Consider the following 23,896-nt stretch of genomic DNA (forward strand, 5'->3'; position numbering starts at 1 on the left):
GCCCCCTCCCCTCGACGCTCATTGCCAGGGACAGGAACCCCGATGGATTTCTCGCTGCCGCCCGACCTGATCGCGCTGAGGGACCGCACCCGGTCCTTCGTGCGCGACGTCCTCATCCCGCTGGAGAACGACCCGCGCCAGGGTCCACACGGGCCGACCGACGATTTCCGCCGCGAGCTGAACGCGCTGGCCCGCGACGCCGGGCTGCTCGCCCCGCACATGCCCAGGGAGTGGGGCGGGCTGGGGCTCGACCACCGCGGCAAGGCGGTGGTGTTCGAGGCGGCCGGTTACGGGCTGCTCGGGCCGCTGGCGCTCAACATCGCCGCCCCAGACGAGGGCAACCAGCACCTGCTGGAGCAGGTGGCGGACGAGCGGCAGAAGCGCCGCTGGCTCGCTCCCATGGCGTCCGGCGAGATCCGCTCCTGCTTCGCGATGACCGAGCCGCATCCGGGGGCCGGCTCCGACCCGTCCCTGCTGCTTACCAGCTACCGCCGGACCACCGGCGGCTACGTGATCAACGGCACCAAATGGCTGATCAGCGGCGCCGAGGGGGCCGGTGTCTGCATCATCATGGCGCGCGACGAGGCCTCCCCCGACGGCGAGCCACGCGCCACCATGTTCCTCGCCGACATGGACCGGCCCGGCATCGTGATCGAGCGCACGCTCGACACGCTGGACCAGAGCTTCCCCGGCGGGCACTGCGTGGTGTCCTTCCAGGATTTGTTCGTCCCGGAGGAGGACGTGCTGGGCCGCGAGGGCGAGGGGTTCCGCTATGCCCAGGTCCGGCTGGCCCCGGCCCGGCTGACCCACTGCATGCGCTGGCTGGGGGCCGCGCACCGCGCCCACGACGTCGCCACCGCCTACGCCCGCGAACGCCGCGCCTTCGGCAAGGCGCTGATCGACCATGAGGGGATCGGCTTCCAGCTCGCCGACAACGAGCTGGATCTCCATACTTGCGGGCTGGTCGTGGCGCACGCCGCCTGGGTGCTCGACCAGGGCGGCAAGGGGCGCCATGAATCGAGCGTCGCCAAAGTGATCTGCTCCGAAGCCATCTGGCGCGTGGTCGACCGCAGCCTCCAGGTCCTCGGCGGACTCGGCACCACCCGCGACACTGTGGTCGAGCGCATCTTCCGCGAGGTGCGGCCCTTCCGCATCTACGACGGCCCGTCCGAGGTCCACCGCTGGAGCATTGCGCGCAAGCTGGCGCGGGAGGAGGCCCGATGAGCGCCCCCACCCTGCAACAGCGCATGGCCGGCCTGTTCGACCTGACCGGGACGGTGGCCGTGGTCACCGGCGGCGGGCGCGGCATCGGCCGCTCGATCGCCGAAGGGCTGGCCGGCTTCGGAGCCGAGGTGGTGCTGAGCGGCCGCAACAGCGCCGTCCTCGCCGCCACCGCCGAGGCGATGACGGCGCAAGGCGCCAAGGTCTGGTGGCAGGCCGCCGACGTCTCGCGCGAGGAGGAGGTGGCGGCCCTGCACGCCGCCGTTCTGGAACGCCACGGCCGAACCGACGTCCTGGTCAACAACGCCGGCATCAACCCGATCTACAAGGCGGCGGAAACGCTGACCAGCGAGGACTGGCAGCCGATCATCGACATCAATCTGGGCGGCGTCTTCCACTGCTGCCGCCATTTCGGCGCCGCGATGGTGGAGCGCAAGGCGGGCAGCATCATCAACATCAGCTCTGTCGGCGGCCATGTCGGCCTGCGCAAGACGCTGCCCTACTGCGCCGCCAAGGGCGGGGTGGAGCTGATGACGAAATCGCTGGCGGTCGACTGGGCGGCCTCCGGCGTCCGCGTCAACAGCATCGCCCCCGGCTTCGTCGAGACCGACCTGACCGCCGGCATGCGCGAGCACGAGCAACTCTCCCGCCGCCTGCTCGGCCAAACCCCGATGGGCCGCTTCTGCGGACCGGACGAGCTGATCGGCGCCGCCGTGTTCCTGGCGTCGGCCGCCTCGGCCTACGTCACCGGGCACAGCATTCTGGTCGATGGCGGGTGGACCGCGCAATGACGACCTCCCCCAACACCCCCTTCGCCGATGCGCTGGCCGGGCTGGTCGTGCTCGACCTGACCCGCCTGCTGCCGGGCGCCTTCTGCACCCAGCTCCTCGCCGATCTCGGGGCCACGGTCGTCAAGATCGAGGAGCCCGGACGCGGCGATTACAACCGCGCTTTCGAACCGCTGAACGTCGCGGAATCCGGCTCCTTCCTGCTGCTGAACCGCAACAAGAAGAGCGTCACGCTGAACCTGAAGACCGAGGAGGGCAAGGCGATCCTCAAGCGCCTCGCCGCCAAGGCGGACGTGCTGGTCGAGGGCTTCCGCCCCGGCGTGATGGACCGGCTGGGCGTCGGCTACGAGACACTGGCCCGCGAGAACCCGCGCCTGGTCTATTGCGCGATCTCCGGCTTCGGGCAGGACGGTCCCCTCGCCAAGGCGCCCGGCCACGACCTCAACTACATGGCGATCGCCGGCGCCCTGCCGCTGTTCGGCAAGGCCGGAGAGGATCCCATCGTGCCGGGCCTGTCGATCGCCGACCAGGGTGGTGGCTCGCTGATGGCGGCCTTCGGCATCCTGGCGGCGGTGCTCGGCCGGCAGCACACCGGTCGCGGGCAGTTCGTCGACGTTTCGATGACCGATGGGGTGGTGGCTTGGCTGGCCTACCATGCCGCCGACCGCTTCTTCGCCGGCATCGAGCCCCGGGGGGGCGAGCGCCGCTTCCTGGGGCAGGCGCCCTGCTACAACGTTTTTCGCTGCGCCGACGGCCGCTGCATCACGCTCGGCTGCATCGAGGAGAACTTTTGGCACCGCTTCTGCGATCTGGCCGGGCTGGAGGATCTGAAGGACCGGCAATGGCCCGAGGGGGCCGAGGCCGCCGCCCAGATGGCGCGCGTCGCCGACCATATGGCCAGTCGGACCTGCTCCGAGTGGATGGAGCTGCTCGGCCCCGCCGACCTGCCGGTCGTTCCGGTCAACAGCATGAGCGAGGCGTTCGAGCACCCCCAACTAAAGCACCGGAACATGCTTCTGCACATGGACCACCCGGTCGAAGGGCGCATCCCGCAGCTCGGCTTCCCAATCAAATTCTCCGGCACGCCGGGCCGGTTGCGCACACCGCCGCCGCTGCTGGGCGAGCACACCGATGAAGTCCTGGCCACGCTCGGCTATGACGGCGAGGACATCGCACGGCTGCGCTTGGACAAGGTCCTGTGACCGCGGATCGGAACCAACAAACCCACAGGAACGCACAAGGGGGAGACACAGCATGCCCGCCACCGCCGACATCACCACCGCCTCACCCGGCGAGCCCTTCGCCTGGGACGTCCCGGAAACCTTCAACTTCGGGGCCGATGTCGTCGACCGCCACGCCGCCGACCCGGCACTGACCGCCCTGCTCTGGTCGGACGCCGGCGGCCGGGAGGAGCGCTACAGCTACGCCGACATGGCGCGCCTGACCAACCGCTTCGCCAACGCGCTGGCGGCGCGCGGCATCGTCAAGGGCGACCGGGTGCTGGTCATGCTGCCACGCATTCCGCAATGGCAGATCGCTCTGGTCGGTTGCCTGAAGCTGGGCGCCGTGCCGATCCCCTGCATCGAGATGTTGACCGAGCGGGACGTGGCCTACCGTCTCGCCCATTCCGGGGCCCGGGCCGTGGTGACGACCGCGGCCTCGGCGCCGAAATTCGCCGCCATCGCCGATATGCCGGCCCTGCGCGTCGCCGTGGGCGACCCGCCGGCCGGCTGGACCGGCTGGGCGGCGGCGATGGCGGAGGCCTCGGACGACTTCACCCCGGCGGTGGTTCGGGCCGAGGATCCGGCGATCCTCTTCTACACCTCCGGCTCGACCGGACATCCCAAGGGCGTCACCCACGCGGCCCGCGCGCTCTACGCCTGGCGGGTCTCGGCCGAGCACTGGCACGGGCTCCAGCGCGGCGACGTGATGTGGTGCACCGCCGACACCGGCTGGAGCAAGGCCGGCACCAGCATCCTGTTCGGCCCCTGGAGCCGGGGGGCGGCGGTGGTCTTCCACGACGGTCCCTTCGACCCGCGCGCCCGCTTCGAACGGATGGCGCGCCACCGGGTGAACGTCTTCTGCGCCGCCGCCACCGAGTTCCGCCGTCTGGTGCAGGAGGATGTTTCGGGCTTCGACCTCTCGGCGCTGCGCCAGGCGATCTCCGCCGGCGAGTCGGTGAACCCGGCGGTGGTCAAGCGCTGGACCGCGCTGACCGGCGTGCCGCTGCGCGAGGCCTACGGCCAGACCGAGACGTTGATGACGGTGCTGACCATGGCGGCGGACGAGCCGCGTCCGGGCTCGATGGGCCGTGCCTCTCCCGGCACCGACATCGCGGTGATCGATGAGGAGGGCCGCCGGCTGCCGCCCGACACGCCCGGCCTGCTCGCGGTCCGGCTGCCCAATCCGCAGGTGATGCTGGGCTACTGGAAGGATCCGGAGCGCACCGCCGACAGCCGGCTGGAAGGGCCGGACTGCACCTGGTTCCTCACCGGCGATCGGGCGACGTTGGATGCCGACGGCTATTTTCACTATCTCGGCCGCAACGACGATTTGATCAACTCGGCCGGCTACCGGATCGGCCCGCTGGAGGTCGAGAACGCCCTGATCGAGCATCCGGCCGTGCAGGAGGTTGCCGCCGTGCCCAGTCCGGACGAGGAGCGCGGCGAGGTGGTCAAAGCCTTTGTCGTGCTGCGCGCCGGCCTGTCCGGCTCGCCCGAGCTGGTCAAGGAACTCCAGGATTTCGTCAAAGGCCTGACTGCCCCTTACAAATACCCGCGCCGCATCGAGTTCGTCGACGAGCTGCCGAAGAACGCCAGCGGTAAGATCCTGCGCCGGGAATTGAAAGCGCGGGAGTTTGCGGCCCATGGCGCCGTCCCATGACGGCCGTGCAGGTTTCCAGCCTGTCGGCGACCGAAGCGGTGCGCGGCCGGCGGAGCGTCCGCGCCTTTCTGGACCGGCCGGTTCCACGCGCCCTGGTCGAGCACATCCTCGAAGCCGCCGCCCGCGCGCCGAGCGGTTCCAACATCCAGCCCTGGAAGGTCCATGCCATTGCCGGGGCCGCACGAGCGGCCTTGACGACGGAACTTATGGTCCTGCATGACGCCGGGATTCCGCCCGACCCGGAATATTCCTATTACCCGGCGACATGGCGCGAACCTTACCTGGGGCGTCGCCGCAAGGTCGGCTGGGGCCTGTACGGTGCCCTTGGAATCGCCAAGGGCGACCGGGAGCGCATGGCGCGCCAGCACGGCCGCAACTACGACTTCTTCGGCGCCCCGGTCGGGCTGTTCTTCACGCTGGAGCGTGCCATGGAACGGGGGAGCTGGCTCGACCTCGGCATGTTCATGCAGAACGTCATGATCGTCGCCCGCGGGATCGGCCTGGACACCTGCCCGCAGCAAGCCTTCTGCAATTATCACCGCATCGTCCGCCGCCACCTCGGCATTCCGGACGGGGAGATCCTGGTCAGCGGTATGGCGCTCGGCCACGCCGACCCCGCCGCTCCCGAGAACCGCTTCGACACCGACCGCGAGCCGGTGGACGGCTTCGCGCGCTTCGTCGGTTTCTGACCCCCTGCTGCTTTTCTTCTTCAAGGACATCAGCCATGAATCCGTCCACCCATCCCGTCATCGTCACAGGTGCCGCCTCGGGCCTGGGCGCCGCCACCGCGCGGGCCTTTGCCGCCGCCGGATCCAAGGTCGCGCTGCTCGACCTGTCCGCCGAACGTCTGACGTCGATCGCCGAGGAGACCGGCGGCCTCGCCATCCCGTGCGACGTCACCGACGCCGCCTCGGCCGAGCGCGCAGTGGCTATGGCGGCCGGGGCGCACGGACCGGCGCGCATCCTGGTCAACTGCGCCGGCATCGCTCCGGCCGGCCGCATCGTCGGCCGCGACGGGCCGCAGCCGCTCGACGAGTTCGCCCGGGTCGTGTCGGTCAACCTGATCGGCACCTTCAACCTGATGCGGCTCGCTGCTGCGGTCATGACGACGCTCGAACCGCTGGAGGACGGCGAACGCGGCGTGATCGTCAACACAGCGTCGATCGCCGCCTATGAGGGGCAGATCGGACAGGCCGCCTACGCGGCGTCGAAAGGGGGCGTCGCCTCCCTGACCCTCCCGGCCGCCCGCGAACTGGCCCGTTACGGGGTGCGGGTGGCCGCGATCGCGCCCGGCCTGTTCGGAACGCCGATGGTCACCGCCATGCCGCAGGAGGTCCAGGACGCCATCGTCGCCAACATCCCCTTCCCCCACCGCTTCGGCAAGCCGGAGGAGTACGCCCGGATGGTCCTGTCGATTGTCGAAAATCCGATGGTGAACGGGTCGGTCATCCGGCTCGACGCCGCGTTGCGCATGCAGCCGAAATAAGGCGGCCACGATGATGGGGCAAGGGACTGTCCGGCGACGGGTCCATCTGGTGCGGCATGGGGAGGTGGCGTATTTCGACCGGTCGGGGCAGCCGCACAACCCGCGCGACGTCCCGCTGACGCCGGCCGGGCTGAAGCAGGTGGAGGCGCTCGCCCACCATCTCGCCGCGGTTCCCATCGACCGGGCGGTGTGCTCCGGCTTGCCCCGCACGCGGGAGACTGCCGGGCTCCTCATCGCCGGACGTGGGCTGCCGCTGGAGGAGGATGAGCAACTGTCTTGTTCATGTGTTGGTGGGAATGGCTGCCAGTGCGTCACGGACCCGAGCGTTGAGAATTGTCAGCATTTTGTGGATGACAGCGACGACGGCGACCTTTCCCGGCTTTCCGGCGGCTCTGAGGCGCTCGGAGAAGGCTTTGAGGGTTGGATCATATCGCATGGCGGTTAGTGCGGCCATGTAGAGTGCGTTGCGCAGTCCAAGGCGCCCACCGCGGATCATGCGCTTGGCGTCGCTCTTGCCGCTTTGGCGGGTGTAAGGGCACACCCCAACCAATGCGGCGATCTTTCGCCGGTCGAGCCTGCCCAGTTCAGGCAACTCGGCCAGCAGGGTGGCGACCGTGACCGGGCCGACTCCCTTGATCGAGTGGATCGGCTTGGTCACGGCGGTCCAGGCCGGATTGGCCTGGATCTGCTTGGCGATCTCGTCGCTGATCCGCTCGATCAGCGTTTCGAGCCGGGTCAGCAGGCCGCGCGTGGCACGGCGCAGGGAGGTGCTGGTCAAGCCACGCAGTTGATTGTCCAGCGCGGTCTTCTGCTCGATCAGCTGGCGGCGCCAGCGCACAGTCTCAGCCAGCCGCTCGGTGGCTTGGTCGAAGACCGCCGGGGTGGTGGTGAAGGTCTGGGCGAAGCGGGCGATGACGCGGGCGTCGATGGCGTCGGTCTTGGCGAACTGACCGGCGGCCTCGGCGAAGCGGCGCACGCGTACCGGATCGAGGATGGAGACGGTATAGCCCGCCTCGGCGAACTTGCGGGCGCAGCCCTTCTCGAAGCCACCGCTGGCCTCCAGGGCGATGGTGATCTGGGCCGGCTCGCCGTGGCGTTCCAGCCACGCCATCAGTTGTTTCCAGCCCTGCTCGGTGTTGTCCACGCGCCAGGAAGCGTTGCCGGGCAGGAGATGGACATCGAGAGCGTCTTTGCTTACATCAATGCCGACAAATATGAGAAGAAGTGCCATTCTTCGGATCCCTTCCTTGCCTGTTCGGCGGTCGTGCCAGGCAACTGTTCGGGCGTGGAAGACGGCGGAGCGGTCCCAAGCTCATCCGCGGCCGGCCAGGGCCAAGGGTTTAGCGGGTGCCGCTCCACCCTGGGGGGGTGGGGCATGCCCCACCCCCCCAGGGCTTCTTCTCTAGCAAAATTCAAAGACACAAGGGTTTCCGCGAGATCCGTGGCGGTCGGCTGCGGGATCTGCCGGCGGACGCCATCGAGGAGCGGCTCGCCCACGCCTACGCGGCTTGCGGTGAGGAGGAAGGGCGGTTTCTTGGCGGAGACGTCTTCGCCGTCTTCGCCAAGCGGGTGTCGGCGGCCTTCCACCGGCTGGTCGCCGCGCCGGACTGGCGGTCCTTGCTGCTGGTCGCGCATGACGGTGTGAACCGCGCCATCCTGTGCGACGCCCTCGGCTGCGGCCCGGCCGCGTTGGCGACGCTGGAGCAGGATTACGCCTGCCTCAACATCATCGACCTCGAACCGGACGGTTCCGGCGGCTGGCGACCGCTGGTCCGCACCGTGAACATGACCGCCTATGACCCCGTGAAGGAGGGTCTTCACGCAACGTCGATGGAACAGGTGGTCCGCAGCCGCCGTCGCGTTTGAAAGCGCCCCCGGTCACTCGAAATAGCGGCTGTTGTCGACCGGCTTGTTCATGTCGAGATCGGCCAGCTCGTAGCCCCGCCGGAAATCCCTGATGTGCTTTTCCATCCACTGCGCCGCGTGCTTGGCATCGCGGTTGCGGATTCCGTCCACCACCTCCCGATGGGCCGAGAGCAGGCGGTCCTTGGCATTCAGCCGCGACATCACCTGATAGAAGGCGGGGTAAAACAGCAAGCCGATCGGCTCCCGCGCCAACAGCAGCGCCCGATTGCGGGACGCCTTGGCGACGAGGAGATGAAATTCGATGTCGAGGGCGACGAGTTTCTGTTCATGCTCCAGACAGTCGGCGGTCTCCCGAAGATTGGCCTCGAGCCGTTCGATCTCCTCCTCGGTTGCGCGCGTGGCCGCCAGTTCGGCCGCGCGGACTTCGAGCGGCAGCATGGTTTCCCACAATTCCAGAAAGGTGATCTCGTGCAGGATCATGGCCTGGCTGACGCGGGAGGCCAGATCCTGTTCCCGCGGCAGACTGATGACCAGACGGCGGGCGCTCTTACGGAACACCAGCCCGTTCTGCTCCAGCACGCGAATCGCTTCGCGCACGGTGGAGCGGTTGACCCCAAGCTGTCTGGCGAGATCCAATTCGGAGGGCAACTGCTGCCCAACTTTGTAAACGCCCTGCATGATGCATTTTTCGATGTTCGAAGCCACCAGCTGATAAGCCGGCTGAACCTCGACTTTCTCGAAGATCATTGGGTTGTGTTCGGTCAAGGATGCGTCCTTTTGGCACCAAGCCTCGGCATCGGCCCAGTCGGCGGATCGGGCAGTGTCGGGTAGTCGGACTATCGTACCTTGTTCGCAAACCGGCGGCCAGTGTTAACGGCTGCTGCCTGATCGATCCATGCTCGCCTGACATCGGTGCAAAAAGGCCGGGCTGGTGGCTTGATGCATTCCGACGTTGGTCATGCTGTTCAGGACCTTGCAACCGAAGGCGGCCTCGCCCGCCCGGGCGGGCAAAGCTCGAGCGCGCAGGCCGGGACCCCACGCAGTGACGGACAGTATCGGTTTTGAAGGGGTCCCGCTTCCAAGCCAGGTAACAGAGCTGCGACTTCAGCCCTTTCCGCTGCTCAGGGGGCGCACGGCACAATATCCGAATGCCCTGCATCCGAATGCCTTGCACCCGAGTGCCCTGCGCTGTGCCTCACTCATACACGGCGCCACGCGGGCCGGTATCTCCCAACGCCATTTTGACGAAGGCGTCAGCCGTCAGGTCCGCGTCGAGCAGCGCGCCATGGTGGGCGAAGCGATCACTCCGGTCGAGCCACAGCCGATCACACAGCGCATCGAGCGAGCCGGAAGCGCCGGGGAAGGCCGCGTGCGACATCTCCTTGGTGCAGATGAACCGGTCCGCCGGGAACGTGTCGGCACCCCATGCGGCGCGTCCGCAGCGCGCGAACTCGTAGTTCAGGAAGTCCATCTCGTTCTCATAGGCATGCGCTACCAGCGGATCCTCGCCCAGAAAGGCGAGAAGCGCGTCGGCCACCTCAGGAAAGCGGGGCGCCGCCTTCAGGTCGGCGGGCTTGATGCCGTGCACCTTGATGGCGTCGGGATGGAGAGGGGCGTCGGGGTTGACCCGGGCCTCCCAGCTGCGCGCTTTCCGCCAGGACTCGCCCTCACGGACGAGCTCAAGACACCCGATCTCGATGATGATGCCGGGCTGACGCAGGCCCTTGGGCGCCTTACGGATGTCCTGGAGGCTCGGCAGGCGCCGTCCGGTCGTCTCGATGTCGATCGCGACCAGCCGGTCACGGCCTTCCCATGGCTGCGTGCTCATTGAGATCCAATCTTTTGTCGGTGGAACCGCCCGTGGCACAGATGTGAAACGAGGACAATGCTCCGTCACACCGCTCAGAGTAGCATGGCGAATGACGTTGTTGCAGCAGCTGGTCGGCCGCACAGGGGATCCGTTCGCTTGGTGGTGCATCCGAGCACATCGGGGTCCATCGCCGTAACACACGCGGTGCAGAATCGCATTTGAGACGTCCAAAGCTGTTGCCGCCCGCCACGCACCGTTGCTTTCGATGGATCGCCAAGCTCACCGCCGACGCGGCAGCGGCGGGCGTACGCCTGCATGTCCTGGTCGATGCCCGCGACGGCCGCCTGGACGGGGAACGCATCCGCGCGGCGGTGCCGGAATGGCGTGACGCCAGCCTCTGGTTCTGCGGCCCAGCAGGCTTCGGGGAGGCGCTGCGGCACGACTTCGCGACCCAGGGCATGCCGGTGGACCTGCGCTTCCACCAGGAACTTTTCGCCATGCGGTGACCTCCCAGCCACCAGTCACGGCTTCCTGCGAAATCGTCCGGAGCGGGATGCCTTGCTTGCCGAAGCCCTTTTGATTGCCGTTTCGGAATTCGCCGGCAGGATTTGCCACGACTCGGACCCGTCATCCGAAATAACCATCCTGGTTGCCCCCCGTGATTGACGTGCATCAGGGCGGTTACCGCTCCACCACGGCATACTGGTTTCCGGACCTTGCTACACGGAAGGAAGGTACCATGGAGACATCCGCCCTTCCTGTTCAGATTGTTCAGAGTGGACTTGGCAGCTTGGCCGCTTATCTGGCCGCTCATGTGCTGTTGTGCCTCGTCCCGGCATTCTTCATCGCAGGCGGTTTGGCCGCACTGATACCCAAATCGGCGATCACGCGCTATCTGGGGCGCGGCGCGCCAAAAGCCGTCGCCTATCCGGCGGCGGCCGCGGCGGGAAGCCTGCTGGCCGTCTGTTCGTGCACCATCGTCCCGTTGTTCGCCGGCATCTACAAGAAGGGGGCCGGGCTGGGACCGGCCGTCACCTTCCTGTTCTTCGCGCCCGCCGCCAACATCCTGGCGCTGACCTACACGGGCGCGGCGCTGGGCGCCGAGTTCGCGGTGGCGCGCCTCGTGCTGTCTCTGGCCTTCGGCGTGGGCATCGGGATGATCATGGCGCTGATCTTCAGCGAGGACGACCGCGCCCACGCCGGCGAGGCCGACAGCAGCTTCGCCGGGAGCGATCGCCTGCAACCCGCCTCCCTCCTGCTGATGATGCTGTTGGTGGCGCTGCTCATCGCCGGGACACTGAAGGTCGGCTTCCTGCTCGACAGCTACGCCAGCGTCACACTGCCGATCCATGGCATGGACGCGTTCGACGCGACGCTGCACCGGCTGGTGCCCTTCGACCCCGCGAAAGGCGAGGAGGGAATTGGCGCGCAGGGGGCGATCCTTGTCCTGCTGCTCGGTATCATTGCGGCCGTGGCGCCGCGCGGCCTGGGACGGGTGGACGAGGGCTTCAACCGCTGGACTTGGGCGGCATTGGCGCTGGTCATGCTGACCCTGGCGGTCGCGGCGATGGGCATGCAGCCGCACGCCAATGGCGTCACGCTGCACATGACCGGCAAGCTGGCCGGTGTCCTGGCGACAATGGCAGCGATCGCCTGGATCGCGCATCGCTCCATCGATCGGTTCGAGGTGCAGCAATGGCTGTGGGAAAGCTGGCGCTTTGTCCGGCAGATCTTCCCGCTGCTGATTGTCGGCGTCTTCGCGGTGGGCGTACTTCGCGTCTTCATCCGGCCGGAGTGGGTGGAAACGATGGCCGGTGCCAACAGCGTGCTCGCCAATCTGGTGGGCGTCGTCTTCGGCGTGTTCATGTATTTCCCGACCCTGGTCGAGGTGCCGGTCGCGCAGATGTTCTTGTCGCTCGGCATGCACCCGGGGCCGCTGCTCGCCTACCTGATGGCGGATCCCGAGCTGAGCCTGCAGAGCATCCTGATCACCGCCACCATCATCGGTCGCACGAAGGCGTGGGCCTATGTGGGGCTGGTCGCGCTGTTCAGCACGGCGGCGGGCCTGACCTTCGGAGCGTGGAAGGACGGAACCAGTTTGTGGCTGCTCAGTGGATGGCTTGTCCTTTTCCTGGTGGCCCTTGCCGCAGCGCTCTACGCCATCCATCGCCGGAGCGGTCCGATGGCGAAAGCCGCCTGACCGAGCAAACCGCTTCTATCGCCAATCATTTACCGGGAAGGAGGATCGAGCCATGCACGTCAAAGTCCTTGGGCCGGGTTGCGCCCGCTGCAAACGCCTGGAGGAACTGACACGGGAGGCGGCGCAGGAGGCCGGCATCCCCGTCGAGATCGAGCACCTCACCGACCCGACCCGTTTCATCGACTACTCGGTCATCACCACGCCGGGCCTCGTTGTCGAGGAGCAGGTCAAGATGTCCGGCCGGCTGCCGCGCCGGGAAGAGATCGTGGCGTGGCTGAAGGAAGCCGCCGGCGGGCAATAAGGAAGTCCAACGCCGAAGCCCTTCGGATTGCCGTTTCGGAATTCGCCATCGGTGTCGTGGACGGCCGATGGCGGGACCGGCAGCCTGCCGCTGAACCCTGCTCGGCCACGCCGGCTACAAACAAATTCCCGACGTCCGCCGGAACCGGTTCGCTGGACATGGGTTCACGCAGGGTGTCACCCGGCCTGTTCGGAGGGTGATGGCTCCAGGCCTTCGACGAGCACCAGATGGAAGTCGGCTGCACCCTCGCGGTGGCGCCGCGCGTCCTGGTATTCAGGCGACTGATAGCAAGCCTGCGCAGCCTCCATCGAATCGAACTCAATGATGACGCCGCGGGGCCGCTCGACGCCTTCCAGCCAGTGCAGCCGGCCGCCACGGGCCAGCGCCCGGCCGCCGTGCTTGGCGAAGGCGTCTCCCGCGCCCTTGGCGTAGAGCGCGTATCGATCGGGGTCGTGAACCTGGACCTGGGCGACCCAGTAGGTCTTGGGCATGTGATGTTTCCGCCTCAAAAGGGGTTCCGTCGACGCCGGCCCGAAGGCCGGTGTCACGCAGGGGGGACTCACGCCTCGGCAGCGCTGGTCCGGGTTCCGTTGTCCAGGGCTCCGTTGCCGGCACTGGCCGATTGCGCAGTCTTGGCGACCAGCGTTTCCGGCATGAAGAACAGGATGACCACGCCCATGAAGAAGATGACGGAGCAGGCACCGATGCCGAAGCCCAGGCCGTAGGTCTTGGCCATGGCCCCGATGGTCACCGGGGTGACCACCGCGCCGATGCCGCGCCCGATGTTGAAGGCGAAGCCGCTGCCCATGGCGCGGATGTGCACGGGAAACAGTTCCGCGAAGTAGGAGCCGAACAGGCCGAACACGCCGCCGAAGCTGAGCCCCATGATCGGGCTGATCCAGAACAGCAGGATGCCGTCGGGGATGAGCACGTAGAGCGGCACGATGATCGAGTCGGCGAGGAAGGCCAGCATCAGCGCCTTGCGCCGGCCGATCCGGTCGGCCAGGGCGGCGAACAGGAAATAGCCGAGGAACGCGCCGGTGAAGATGACGATGCTGAACACGCTCATGTATTCGATGCTGAGGCCGCGCACCGTCACCAGATAGGTCGGGATCCACGCGCTGACGCCCCAGAAGCCACCCATCTGGCACGCGGCGGCGATGGTGGCGCCGATGGTCAGGCTGGCGACGCCGGGTTGGAAGAGCTGGCCCAGGTTGATGCGGGGCTTGTCCTGGCGGACCATGGGCTTCTCATCGGCCGGCACCACCACCCAGAACAGCAGGCCGACCACGATGGCGGTGCCGGTCAGGGCGAAGAGCATGCGCCAGCCGACCTCGGTCAGCAGGAAGCGGCCCATGACCGAGGCCAGGATGCCGCCCAGCGCGAAGGTGCTGAGCATGAAGCCGGCGGCGCGCGCCCGGTATTTGGGCGCCCAATGGTCGGCGATCAGTGCGACGATCGGTCCCCACAGCCCGCCCATGCCGATGCCCTGGAGGAAGCGCAGGACCATCAGCTGTTCCCAGGAGGTGCACCAGTAGACCGCCAGGGTGAACACGCCGAATTCGATCAGCGAGATTACCGCCGCGTTCTTGCGGCCGAAATTCTCGGCGATCCAGCCGAACAGCACGCCGCCCAGCGCCGTGCCGACCATGGTGGCCGAGGCGAGAAGGCCGGCGTCGGTCAAGGAGATGTTCAGGGACGCAATGATGACGGGCATGCAGATCGCCAGGATCTGCAAGTCCAGGCTATCATAGAGATAGGCCAGGAACGTCATGATCAGGACTTTCCAGCGGTGCTGGCTGCCACTCGCGCTTGCATGCATGTGCGGACCTCCCGTGTCTGATGCGGCTTTGGTTTTTTTGAGCAACGTTCACCCGACCCGCGATGCGGCGCGCCCACGACCGGGGGTGCCCATCAGCGGGATTCCCACCAGCCGGTGGGTTGACGTTCATGCACTGGAAGCGGAGAATTGATGATCCGCTTTTGACCAATTGGTAAATTGTTAGGATGGCCCCGGCGGCCTGTCAATAAAGATGTGTGGACCAACGAATGGAATGTTGGGGCCTGACTGTTCGGGCCGCCCCACGGCGGCGGCCGCAAGGTAGGGTTTGACGCCACCGGCGTCATCGCCTAAGCAGGACCATCCGCTCACAGCCACGCCGGGCCCTCGTGTCGCCCTCCTCGCCGCCCTCCTCCAAGACTCCCGCCGACGCCCCCCGCACCGCCGCACCGCGCCGGCGCCAGCGCCTGTCGACCGAGGAGCGGGAGCGCCAGATCATCGAGGGCGCCATCCAGTTCTTTTCCGAACATGGATTGGCCGGACAGATGCGGGAACTGGCGACGACGATCGGCGTCAGCCATCCTTTGGTGTTCCACTACTTCCCCAGCAAGAAGGCGCTGATCGAGCGGGTCTACGCCGAGGTCTATCTCGGGCGCTGGAAGCCGGAATGGGAGCATCGGGTCAAGGACCGCAGCGAACCGTTCGAGGAGCGGGTGACGCGGGTCTACATCGACTACGCCCGCACCATCCTGACCAAGGAGTGGGTGCGCATCCTGATCCATTCCGCCCTGGCCGACGGCTACATCAACGACAACTACCTGACCCTGGTCGGCGAACGGCTGCTGCGGCCGATCATCGGCGAAACCCGCATCGAACTCGGGCTCGACGACGACCGCGAGCCGACCGAGGCAGAGAACGAGCTGATCTGGGGCCTGCACGGCGGCATCTTCTACATCGGCGTGCGCCATTGGATCTACGGGCACAAATTCCCGGAGAACCTGCCCCAGGTCGTCACCGACCGGGTGCGGGCCTTCGTGCTTGCCGCCCGCGAGATCTTCCCGCGCGAAGCCGGCAAGCCGGCCGGCTGACCGCCCTCCCCGTCCTTCCGTCCTGACCGTTCCAGCGCCGGCGGCGCGGCCTGCCGGGCCGCAGTCGCGACCACACGCGCGATTGATTATTGACCAAGCGGAAAATAGCTTGACCCGTATTGACCACATGGTAAATACTGCCCGGCAAGCAAGGGCACCCGCCCCATAAGATCGGAGGAAGCCAGTGGAACTCACCGGCGAACAGAGGATTGCCGCGCCGCGCCTGCGCGTGTGGGAATCGCTGAACGACCCGCAGGTCCTGAAGCACTGCATTCCAGGGTGCGAGGATGTCATCCGCCACAGCGACACCGCGTTCGAGGCCAGGGTGCTGACCAAGGTCGGCCCGCTTCGCGCCCGCTTCTCCGGACAGGTGGAGATGTGCGACATCGACGCGCCGGCGGGCTGCACCCTCCGGTTCGAGGGCGGCGCCGGGTCGGTCGGCATGGCGCGCGGTCAGTCACGGGTGACGCTGGAGGAGGCGCCGGACGGCACCCTGCTGCGCTACACCGCGGAGGCCGCCATCGGCGGCAAGCTGAGCCAGATCGGCGGCCGGCTGATCGACGCCTCGGCCCGCAAGATGGCCGACGATTTCTTCCGCGCCTTCAACGACCGCCTCACCGGTCCGGCCGATGCTGCCGCCGACGGCACGCCCGCCGCACCCGCCGACATCCAGAGCCAGTCCCAGAACCAACCCCTGCCCCAGCCCGGCCTCCGGGCCGATGCGCCGCGGCGGCCGGCGGCGCCCGCCGCCGCGCCGGTCCATACCGGCGGCTGGGGCGGCGAGTTCCAGCGCTTCTTCTGGCTGGCCACCGGCGCGGTGCTGGGCGGCGTCATCGGCTACCTCATCCACATCTGACACGCCCACATCGGGCCCTTACCGATCGCTCGACGCGAAAAGGAACGACGATGACCATCCATGACGCCGTGCCCCACTGGATCGGTGGCAGCGAACATCGCGGCACCGGCGACCGCCGGGGCGACGTCTTCAACCCGGCCACCGGCGAGGTCGTGCGCACCGTCGGCTTCGCCGACGCCGCCGACGTCGATGCCGCCGTCGCCGCGGCCAAGCGGGCCCTGCCGGGCTGGCGCGCAACGACGCCGCTGCGCCGGTCGCGCATCCTGCAGACCTATCTGACGCTGCTGCGCGAGAACGAGCGCGAGCTGGCCGCAGTCGCCTCGCAGGAGCATGGCAAGACGCTGGACGACGCGCTGGGCTCGGTCCGCCGCGGCATCGAGGTGGCGGAGTTCGCCTGCGGCATCCCCCACCTGCTGAAGGGCGAGCACGCCGGCGTCGGCACCGGCATCAACGCCTATTCCCTGCGCCAGCCGGTCGGCGTCTGCGTCGGCATCACGCCGTTCAACTTCCCGGTCATGGTGCCCATGTGGATGTTCCCCATGGCCATCGCCTGCGGCAACACCTTCGTGCTGAAGCCGTCCGAAAAGGTGCCGACCTGCAGCGTGATGCTGGCGCGGCTGTTCGCCCAGGCCGGCCTGCCCGACGGCGTGCTGAACGTGGTCCATGGCGACAAGACGGCGGTCGACGCCCTGCTGGAGCACCCCGACGTGGCGGCCGTGTCCTTCGTCGGCTCCACCCCGATCGCGCGCAGCATCTACGAGACCTGCGCCCGCAACGGCAAGCGCGTGCAGGCGCTGGGCGGCGCCAAGAACCATGCCGTCGTCATGCCCGACGCCGACCTGGACTTCACCACCGAGGCGCTGATCGGCGCCGCCTTCGGCTCGGCCGGCGAACGCTGCATGGCGATCTCGGTGGCGGTGGCGGTGGGCGACGTCGCCGACGCCCTGGTCGAGCGGCTGGCCACCCGCGCCCGCGCGCTGAAGACCGGCCCCGGCATCGAGCCTGGAATCGACATGGGACCGCTGATCACCGGCGCGCACCGCGACAAGGTGAGCGGCTACGTCGACGCCGGCGAGCGCGAGGGCGCCGCCCTGGTGGTGGACGGCCGCACCGTCGAGGTCTCCGGCGGCGAGCGGGGCTTCTTCGTCGGGCCGACGCTGTTCGACAAGGTCGACCCGTCGATGAGCATCTACCGCGACGAGATCTTCGGCCCGGTGCTGTCGGTGGTGCGGGTGGAGACGCTGGAGGCGGCGATCGCGCTGATCAACGGCAACGCCTTCGCCAACGGCACGGCGATCTTCACCGGCTCCGGCGCCGCCGCCCAGCTGTTCGAGGACACCGTCGAGGTCGGCATGGTCGGCATCAACGTGCCGATCCCGGTGCCGATGGCCTTCTTCTCGTTCGGCGGCTGGAAGAACTCGCTGTTCGGTGACCTGCACGTCCACGGCACCGAGGGCATCAAGTTCTACACCCGGACCAAGGCGGTGACCGCGCGCTGGCGGGTCGGCAACGCCACCGCCCCCACCCTCGTGATGCCCACCCTGGGCTGAACAGGAGACCAACGGCCATGAAGGCGCCCCCCTTCGCATACCGGCGCGTCGACAGCGTCGCCGCCGCCGCCGCCCTGCTGCGCGAGCACGGCGACGAGGCCCGGCTGATCGCGGGGGGGCAGACCTTGCTGGCCACCCTCGGGATGCGGCTGTCCGAACCGTCGCTGCTGATCGACATCCGCGGCATCGCCGAAATGCAGGGCATCGCGGTGGCCGACGGGCATCTGCGCATCGGGGCGCTCGCCCGCCATGTCGATGTCGAGCGTTCCGCCCTGGTCGCCCGGCATCTGCCGCTGCTGTCGCTGGCGGCCCCCCACATCGCCCACGCCGCCATCCGCAACCGCGGCACCTTCGGCGGGTCCATCGCCTTCGCCGATCCGGCGGCGGAATGGCCGGCCTGCACCGTGGCGGCCGACGGCGCGCTTACCTTGAGCGACGGCACCCGCAGCCGGACGGTGGCGGCGGCCGACTTCTTCCTCGGCCTGTACCAGACGGCGCTGCGCCCGGACGAACTCATCACCGCCGTGCAATTCCCCCTGCCCGGCCCGCAGCGCCGCTTCTCTTTCACCGAGCTGGCCCGCCGCCACGGCGACTACGCCACGGTCGGGCTGGCGCTGGCCGGCGACGTGACGGACGGACGGCTGGACGATCCGCGCATCGTCTATTTCGGCGTCGGCGGCACACCGGTGCGGGCGCGGGCGGCGGAAGCGGCGCTGGCCGGCGGCCGGGCCGAGCCTGCGGCGCTGGACCGGGCGGTGGCCGAACTGGGCGGCGAGCTGGCCCCGGCCGGCGATCTCTACGCCGCCGCCACGACCAAGCTCCACCTCGCCGGCGTGCTGCTGCGCCGCGGCATCCAGTCTCTCATGGCGGAGGACGCACAATCGTGACCGACAGGATCCTGGTCAACATCACCGTCAACGGCATGGTGTACGAGCGCTGGATCGAACCGCGCCTGCATCTCGGCGACTTCCTGCGCGAGGAGCTGGGGCTGAAGGGCACCCATCTCGGTTGCGAGCACGGGGTGTGCGGCGCCTGCACCGTGGTGGTCGACGACGAGATCGTGCGCTCCTGCCTGACGCTGGCGGTCCAGGCCGACGGCGCCATGGTGGAGACCATCGAGGGCAAGTCCGAAAGCGGCGCGATCCGCGACCTCCAGGACGCCTTCCTGGAGCGCAACGCCCTGCAATGCGGCTTCTGCACGGCGGGGCTGCTGCTGACCGCCGACGCCCTGCTGCAAGCCGAGCCCGAGGCCGACCGCGCCCGCATCCGCGAGCATATTTCCGGCAACTACTGCCGCTGCACCGGCTACCACGCCGTCGTCGACGCCATCGAAGCCGTGGGCGAGCGCCGCCGGGCCGGCGCAAGGGGGACACAGCCATGAACAACATCACCCCCCGCGCCGTCACCGTCGAAAAAATCGTCGGCCGAGCCGTGCCGCGCCCCAATGCCCGCCGGCTGGTCGAAGGCCGCGGCACCTATGTCGACGACGTCGAGCTGCCGCGGATGGTCCATGTGGCCTATCTGCGCAGCCCGCACGCCCACGCCCGCATCCTGCGGATCGACGCCGCCGCGGCGCTCGACATGCCGGGGGTGGTCGCCATCGTCGACGGCCGCCAACTGGCGGAGATCTGCGCGCCCTTCGTCGGCGCGCTGTCCCATCTGGCCGGCATGCGCTCGCCGCCGCAGCACGCCATGGCCGTCGACCGCGCCTGCTGGCAGGGCGAGGCGGTGGTGGCGGTGGTGGCGCAGACTCGCGCCCAGGCCGAGGACGCCATGCAGGCGGTCGAGGTCACGTGGGAGGTGCTGCCGGCGGTGACCCGCATGGACACCGCGCTCGACCCCGGCACCCCGGTGATCCACCCCGAGCTGGGCGACAACCTGTGCTTCCACCGCGAGGTCGACAGCGGCGGGGTGGACGACGCCTTCGCCGCGGCGGATGTCGTGGTGGAGGAGACCTATGATTTCGGGCGCCACACCGGTGTCACGCTGGAGCCGCGCTCGGTCCTGGCCGACTACAACCCGGCCGAACGGCGGCTGACCGTCCACCATTCGCATCAGGCGCCCCACATGATGGGCGACCTCTACGCCCGGCTGATGGGGATTCCCGAGGCCGACGTGCGGGTGCTCTGCAAGGATGTCGGCGGGTCGTTCGGCATCAAGGTCCACGCCTACGCCGACGATTTCGCCACCGTCGCCCTGTCGGTGCTGCTGGGGCGGCCGGTCAAGTTCGTCGCCGACCGGCTGGAATCCTTCGTCACCGACATCCACGCCCGCGAGCATCGGGTCAAGGCCCGGCTGGCGCTAACCCGCGACGGCCGTTTCCTCGCCTTCGACATCGCCGACCTGACCGGCATCGGCCCCTATTCGATGTACCCGCGCACCAGCGCGGTGGAGGGCAACCAGGTCATCAACCTGTGCGGCGGCCCCTATGACCATCCGCACTACCGCGCCACGCTGGACGTGGTATTCCAGAACAAGGTGCAGACCAGCCAGTATCGCGGCGTCGGCCACCCCATCGCCTGCGCCGTGACCGAGGGCATCGTCGATCTGGCCGCCGCGACGCTGGGAATGGACCCGCTGGAGCTGCGCCGGCGCAACCTGATGGCCGACGACAGCTTCCCCCGCAAGGGGGCGTCGGGCATCCTGCTGGAGAGCCTGTCCCACCAGCGCTGTCTGGCCCGTCTGGAGGAGATGGTGGATTTCCCCGCGCTCCGCCGCGAACAGGCCGAGCTGCGCGCCAAGGGCATCCATCGCGGCATCGGCATCGCCGTGCTGATCGAGCTGACCAACCCCGGCGCCGCCTTCTACGGCACCGGCGGCGCGCGCATCGCCTCGCAGGACGGCGCCACCGTGCGGCTCGATCCGACCGGCATCGTCCATTGCGCCAGCGGTGTCGGCGAGCAGGGCCAGGGCACCGAGACCATCTTCGCCCAGATCGTCGCCGACGAGGTCGGGGTGCCGATGGACCGGGTCCGGGTGCTGACCGGCGACACCGCCGCCACCCCCTATGGCGGCGGCACCTGGGCGTCGCGCGGCGCCGGGATCGGCGGCGAGGCGGTGCTCCAGGCCAGCCGGCAGCTGCGCGCCAACCTGCTGGAGTTCGCCGCCGTCCATCTGGGCCTGCCGGTGGAGCGGCTGCGCATCGCCGGCGGCTCGGTGATCGACACCGCCGAGGGCGTCGCCCTGATGGATCTGGCCGAGCTGGGCAGCCTCGCCCATTTCCGCCCGGATCTGCTGCCCGCCGGCTTCCAGCCGGAACTGGTGGTCACCCGCCATTACGCCCAGCGCGACTATCCCTTCATCTTCACCAACGGCATCCAGGTTTCCCATGTCGAGGTGGATGTGGAGACCGGCGTGGTGACGCTGCTGAAGCACTGGGTGGTCGAGGATTGCGGCCGGGTGCTCAACCCCCTGCTGGTCGACGAGCAGATCCGCGGCGCCGTCGTGCAGGGGCTGGGCGGCGTGCTGTTCGAGGAATGCCTGTATGACGAGAACGGCGTGATGCGCAACGGCAGCATGGCCGACTATCTGGTGCCGATGGCCGGCGAGATGCCCGACATCGAGGTGGCCCACGTCGAGACGCCGACGCGCTCGTCCGAACTGGGCGCCAAGGGCGCCGGCGAGGCCGGGACCGCCGGGGCGCCGGCGGCGGTGATGAACGCAATCAACGACGCCCTGCGGCCCTTCGCCGTCCGCCTGACCGCGCAGCCGATCACCCCGGAGAAGATCCTGCACGCCCTGCACCCCCACCTCGCCGGCTGACCCGGAGCGGTTTTGTCCGGCGCTTGCGACAGAGGATCAGGCGCTTCCCTGCTCCAGCCGCGTCAGCGCGCGGGCAAGTTCGGAGGCGTTGCGCATGCCCATCTTCTCCAGGACGCGGGCGCGGTGGGTCTCCACCGTGCGGATCCCAATGTCCAGCCGGCGGGCGATGATCTTGTTGGGAAGGCCTTGGGCCACCAGTTCCACCACCTCGCGCTCGCGCGGGGTGAGCAGGGTCATCCGGTGACGGATCTCCGCCGCCTCGAGGCCCGCCTGCCGTTCGATCCGGTCGCGTTCGCAGGCTTCGCGCACCCGCTCGATGAGCAGGTCCTCGTCGAACGGCTTCTGCAGGAAGTCCACGGCGCCGGCCCGGAAGGCACGGACGGCGGCGGGAACGTCGCCATGTCCGGTGATGACGATCACCGGCAGGCTAAGGCCGCGCCGGATCATCTCCTGCTGCAGCGTCAGACCGTCCATGCCCGGCATCCGGATGTCGATCACCGCGCAGCCCGGCTGGTCGGGATCGGCGGCGGCCAGGAACTCGGCGGCCGACGCACAGAGGCGGACGGTCAGCCCGGCCAGTTCCAAATGCACCGCCAGCGCGTCGCGGACGGCCTCGTCGTCATCGACGATGAAGATGACGGGAACATCAGGCGTCATCGAAGTCGGTCCCGGATCCGTGGATGGGCAGGGTGAAGCGGAACACCGTCTCCCCGTGGGGCAGGCGCTCGCTGGTCAGGGTGCCGCCGTGCCCCTCGACGATGCTGTGGGCGATGGACAGGCCCAGCCCCATGCCCGTGGCTTTGGTGGTGACGAACGGGGCGAACAGGTTCCGCTCCACGACATCCGACAGCCCCGGCCCGCTGTCGCGCACGCCGACCGTGACGAAGCCCGCCTCGGTTGCGGGGTGAGCGAAGACAACGATGCGCCGCAGGCGGGGATCGGGGGAGTCCATCGCCTCGGCCGCGTTGCGCACGAGGTTGAGGATCACCTGCTGCAGCTGCACCGCGTCGCCGCTGACGGCCGGCAGGCCGGGCGCCACCTCGGCCTGGATGGACACGGAATGCTGCCCGGCGACGGGGGCCGCCAACGCCAGGCAATCGGCGATCAGCGCACCGACCGACAGCGGCGCAGGGTCGCTGCGCCCCTTGCGCACGAAATCGCGCAGGCTGCGGATCACCCTGTCGGCCCGTTCGGCCTGCACCACGGTCTTGTCGAGGATCTCATTCAGGCGGGGCGAGGCCTGTTCGAGCTTGGCGATCTTGCGGGCGGCACGGGCGTAGCTCATGGCGGCCGACAGCGGCTGGTTCAGTTCGTGCGCCAGGGCCGCCGCCATCTCGCCGGCTTCGGTCAGGCGCGACGCGCGGTCGAGGTCCGATTGGCGCTCGCGGATCACCGCTTCGACCCGGCGGCGCTCGCTGACCACGGCGCCCAGCAGCAGCGCGGTGACCGCCAGGGTCAGCATGAGAAGCTGGAAATGGGTGGTCCGCGCCGTCTCCACCCCGGTCACCTGGATCGCGACGATCAGCCCGCCCTGGGTGACGGCCGAGGCAAGCGCCGCCCCCGCCAGCCCGTGCCTTACGGCCACCGCCACCGCCGGCAGGAACAACAGGTAGAAGTGCTCGTACTGGGCCGAGGCGAGCGGGCCGAAATCCAGCCACAGCGTGACGCCGATGAGCAGGCCGTACGCCGCCATCTCGGCCGCACCCCTCCAGGACGCCCGGGGCACCGTGCCGCGCAGGGCGACCAGCACGACGGGTGTCAGCACCGCGATTCCGATGACCTCCCCGACCCAGTAGCGCAACAGGGCCCCGGCGAAACCCGACCAGGGGAACAGGCCGATCAGTGTGTGGAGAGCGATGTAACCCGCCCCCACCGCCAGCGGCGTCATCGCCGCGCCGACGAGCAGCAGCACGATGTCGCGCAATTTGGCGAGGCGGGGGTCGAGACCGAGCCGCCGGCGCAGCACCCAGGCCGCCCCGCCGTAACCGGCGGCGAGGATGCCGTTCGCCACCGCCGTCACCCACAGGGCGACGGGCAGGTCGCGCACCATCAGGTCGGCCACCATCAATCCCAGCCACGCCAGCGGCACGGCGCGGAAGCCGACGACGATCAGCATTCCCATCATCAGCCCGGCAGGGGGGTTCCATGGGGTGATGTTGAGCGGCGCGACCTCGTGGATGAAGCTGATCCAGTCCAAGGCCAGGTGAGCGGCCAGATAGGCCGGCACGAAGACCCAGCGGCCCCGGAGATCCTTCGGCATGTCCTCCCGCCCGATCGATGTGGTGATCCCGCCTGTAACGATAGG

At 68.6% G+C, this 23,896-nt stretch carries 23 protein-coding genes and 1 pseudogene; 17 read left to right on the top strand and 7 right to left on the bottom strand.

Translation table 11 applies throughout. The features are described from left to right. Window positions 1–42: 42 nt before the first annotated feature. The 7 genes and pseudogenes from ACCD06_RS29140 to ACCD06_RS29170 all read left to right on the top strand — a co-directional run. A complete protein-coding gene (locus ACCD06_RS29140) occupies window positions 43–1,224 on the top strand; it encodes an acyl-CoA dehydrogenase family protein (RefSeq protein WP_413345437.1) in 1,182 nt (393 codons plus the stop codon). Beyond that, on the top strand, window positions 1,221–2,012 hold the full coding sequence (locus tag ACCD06_RS29145) for an SDR family NAD(P)-dependent oxidoreductase (protein ID WP_413345439.1): 792 nt from the start codon (window positions 1,221–1,223) through the stop codon (window positions 2,010–2,012). The genes ACCD06_RS29140 and ACCD06_RS29145 overlap by 4 nt, the downstream gene beginning before the upstream one ends. Further along, window positions 2,009–3,211: a CaiB/BaiF CoA transferase family protein gene (locus ACCD06_RS29150; protein WP_413345441.1), complete on the top strand. Its 1,203-nt coding sequence runs from the start codon at window positions 2,009–2,011 to the stop codon at window positions 3,209–3,211. Before ACCD06_RS29145 ends, ACCD06_RS29150 begins: the two co-directional genes overlap by 4 nt. A gap of 52 nt (window positions 3,212–3,263) precedes the next feature. Then, on the top strand, window positions 3,264–4,892 hold the full coding sequence (locus tag ACCD06_RS29155; RefSeq protein WP_413345443.1) for an acyl-CoA synthetase: 1,629 nt from the start codon (window positions 3,264–3,266) through the stop codon (window positions 4,890–4,892). Beyond that, on the top strand, window positions 4,889–5,581 hold the full coding sequence (locus tag ACCD06_RS29160; RefSeq protein ID WP_413345445.1) for a nitroreductase: 693 nt from the start codon (window positions 4,889–4,891) through the stop codon (window positions 5,579–5,581). Before ACCD06_RS29155 ends, ACCD06_RS29160 begins: the two co-directional genes overlap by 4 nt. A 35-nt stretch (window positions 5,582–5,616) precedes the next feature. Beyond that, complete coding sequence (locus ACCD06_RS29165) at window positions 5,617–6,378, top strand: SDR family NAD(P)-dependent oxidoreductase (protein ID WP_413345447.1); 762 nt, start codon at window positions 5,617–5,619, stop codon at window positions 6,376–6,378. A gap of 13 nt (window positions 6,379–6,391) precedes the next feature. After that, window positions 6,392–6,640, top strand: a pseudogene (locus ACCD06_RS29170) (histidine phosphatase family protein); the annotation flags it as partial. Window positions 6,641–6,658: 18 nt separating this feature from the next. Here ACCD06_RS29170 and ACCD06_RS29175 read toward each other — a convergent pair. Further along, window positions 6,659–7,594 (bottom strand): IS110 family transposase, encoded by a 936-nt coding sequence (locus tag ACCD06_RS29175; protein ID WP_085083272.1) that lies wholly within the window; start codon window positions 7,592–7,594, stop codon window positions 6,659–6,661. Window positions 7,595–7,725: 131 nt separating this feature from the next. Here ACCD06_RS29175 and ACCD06_RS29180 point away from each other — a divergent pair, with 131 nt between their 5' ends. After that, window positions 7,726–8,244 (top strand): histidine phosphatase family protein, encoded by a 519-nt coding sequence (locus tag ACCD06_RS29180; RefSeq protein WP_413345449.1) that lies wholly within the window; start codon window positions 7,726–7,728, stop codon window positions 8,242–8,244. 12 nt (window positions 8,245–8,256) lie between these two features. On the opposite strand, the gene ACCD06_RS29185 is transcribed toward ACCD06_RS29180, so the two are convergent. Continuing rightward, on the bottom strand, window positions 8,257–9,009 hold the full coding sequence (locus ACCD06_RS29185) for a FadR/GntR family transcriptional regulator (RefSeq protein WP_244560498.1): 753 nt from the start codon (window positions 9,007–9,009) through the stop codon (window positions 8,257–8,259). Between the two features lie 430 nt (window positions 9,010–9,439). Next, on the bottom strand, window positions 9,440–10,072 hold the full coding sequence (locus ACCD06_RS29190) for an exonuclease domain-containing protein (RefSeq protein ID WP_136701658.1): 633 nt from the start codon (window positions 10,070–10,072) through the stop codon (window positions 9,440–9,442). Between the two features lie 218 nt (window positions 10,073–10,290). Here ACCD06_RS29190 and ACCD06_RS29195 point away from each other — a divergent pair, with 218 nt between their 5' ends. The 3 genes from ACCD06_RS29195 (at window position 10,291) to ACCD06_RS29205 (ending at window position 12,555) form a co-directional block, all read left to right on the top strand. Then, window positions 10,291–10,560, top strand: a complete 270-nt coding sequence (locus tag ACCD06_RS29195) for a hypothetical protein (RefSeq protein WP_413345452.1) — start codon at window positions 10,291–10,293, stop codon at window positions 10,558–10,560. A 233-nt stretch (window positions 10,561–10,793) separates the two neighbouring features. Next, complete coding sequence (locus ACCD06_RS29200) at window positions 10,794–12,254, top strand: permease (protein WP_413345454.1); 1,461 nt, start codon at window positions 10,794–10,796, stop codon at window positions 12,252–12,254. A gap of 52 nt (window positions 12,255–12,306) precedes the next feature. Next, a complete protein-coding gene (locus ACCD06_RS29205) occupies window positions 12,307–12,555 on the top strand; it encodes a thioredoxin family protein (RefSeq protein ID WP_109075859.1) in 249 nt (82 codons plus the stop codon). Window positions 12,556–12,731: 176 nt separating this feature from the next. Here ACCD06_RS29205 and ACCD06_RS29210 read toward each other — a convergent pair whose 3' ends face one another. Further along, window positions 12,732–13,046 (bottom strand): DUF1330 domain-containing protein, encoded by a 315-nt coding sequence (locus ACCD06_RS29210; RefSeq protein ID WP_085082738.1) that lies wholly within the window; start codon window positions 13,044–13,046, stop codon window positions 12,732–12,734. 68 nt (window positions 13,047–13,114) lie between these two features. Beyond that, the gene (locus tag ACCD06_RS29215; RefSeq protein ID WP_413345457.1) at window positions 13,115–14,329 is read right to left on the bottom strand and encodes an MFS transporter; all 1,215 of its coding nucleotides are present in this window, start codon (window positions 14,327–14,329) and stop codon (window positions 13,115–13,117) included. A 395-nt stretch (window positions 14,330–14,724) separates the two neighbouring features. On the opposite strand from ACCD06_RS29215, the gene ACCD06_RS29220 reads away from it, so the two are divergent. The 6 genes from ACCD06_RS29220 to ACCD06_RS29245 all read left to right on the top strand — a co-directional run bounded on the left by ACCD06_RS29220 (window position 14,725) and on the right by ACCD06_RS29245 (window position 21,591). Then, complete coding sequence (locus ACCD06_RS29220; RefSeq protein ID WP_158282010.1) at window positions 14,725–15,423, top strand: TetR/AcrR family transcriptional regulator; 699 nt, start codon at window positions 14,725–14,727, stop codon at window positions 15,421–15,423. A 184-nt stretch (window positions 15,424–15,607) separates the two neighbouring features. Continuing rightward, window positions 15,608–16,279 carry a CoxG family protein gene (locus tag ACCD06_RS29225; RefSeq protein ID WP_413345459.1) on the top strand — a complete coding sequence of 224 codons (672 nt, stop codon included), beginning with the start codon at window positions 15,608–15,610 and terminating at the stop codon, window positions 16,277–16,279. A gap of 50 nt (window positions 16,280–16,329) precedes the next feature. Further along, on the top strand, window positions 16,330–17,829 hold the full coding sequence (locus tag ACCD06_RS29230) for a CoA-acylating methylmalonate-semialdehyde dehydrogenase (protein WP_413345461.1): 1,500 nt from the start codon (window positions 16,330–16,332) through the stop codon (window positions 17,827–17,829). A gap of 17 nt (window positions 17,830–17,846) precedes the next feature. Continuing rightward, window positions 17,847–18,716 carry an FAD binding domain-containing protein gene (locus tag ACCD06_RS29235; protein WP_413345463.1) on the top strand — a complete coding sequence of 290 codons (870 nt, stop codon included), beginning with the start codon at window positions 17,847–17,849 and terminating at the stop codon, window positions 18,714–18,716. Beyond that, complete coding sequence (locus tag ACCD06_RS29240; RefSeq protein ID WP_413345465.1) at window positions 18,713–19,210, top strand: (2Fe-2S)-binding protein; 498 nt, start codon at window positions 18,713–18,715, stop codon at window positions 19,208–19,210. Before ACCD06_RS29235 ends, ACCD06_RS29240 begins: the two co-directional genes overlap by 4 nt. Next, window positions 19,207–21,591 carry a xanthine dehydrogenase family protein molybdopterin-binding subunit gene (locus ACCD06_RS29245; protein WP_413345467.1) on the top strand — a complete coding sequence of 795 codons (2,385 nt, stop codon included), beginning with the start codon at window positions 19,207–19,209 and terminating at the stop codon, window positions 21,589–21,591. Before ACCD06_RS29240 ends, ACCD06_RS29245 begins: the two co-directional genes overlap by 4 nt. 36 nt (window positions 21,592–21,627) lie before the next feature. Here ACCD06_RS29245 and ACCD06_RS29250 read toward each other — a convergent pair whose 3' ends face one another. Further along, window positions 21,628–22,248 carry a response regulator transcription factor gene (locus ACCD06_RS29250; RefSeq protein WP_413345469.1) on the bottom strand — a complete coding sequence of 207 codons (621 nt, stop codon included), beginning with the start codon at window positions 22,246–22,248 and terminating at the stop codon, window positions 21,628–21,630. Continuing rightward, complete coding sequence (locus ACCD06_RS29255) at window positions 22,238–23,851, bottom strand: MASE1 domain-containing protein (RefSeq protein WP_136701648.1); 1,614 nt, start codon at window positions 23,849–23,851, stop codon at window positions 22,238–22,240. The genes ACCD06_RS29250 and ACCD06_RS29255 overlap by 11 nt, the downstream gene beginning before the upstream one ends. Between the last annotated feature and the right edge of the window lie 45 nt (window positions 23,852–23,896).

It is taken from the genome of Azospirillum sp. CT11-132 (assembly GCF_047302835.1).
Taxonomy (GTDB): Bacteria; Pseudomonadota; Alphaproteobacteria; order Azospirillales; family Azospirillaceae; genus Azospirillum.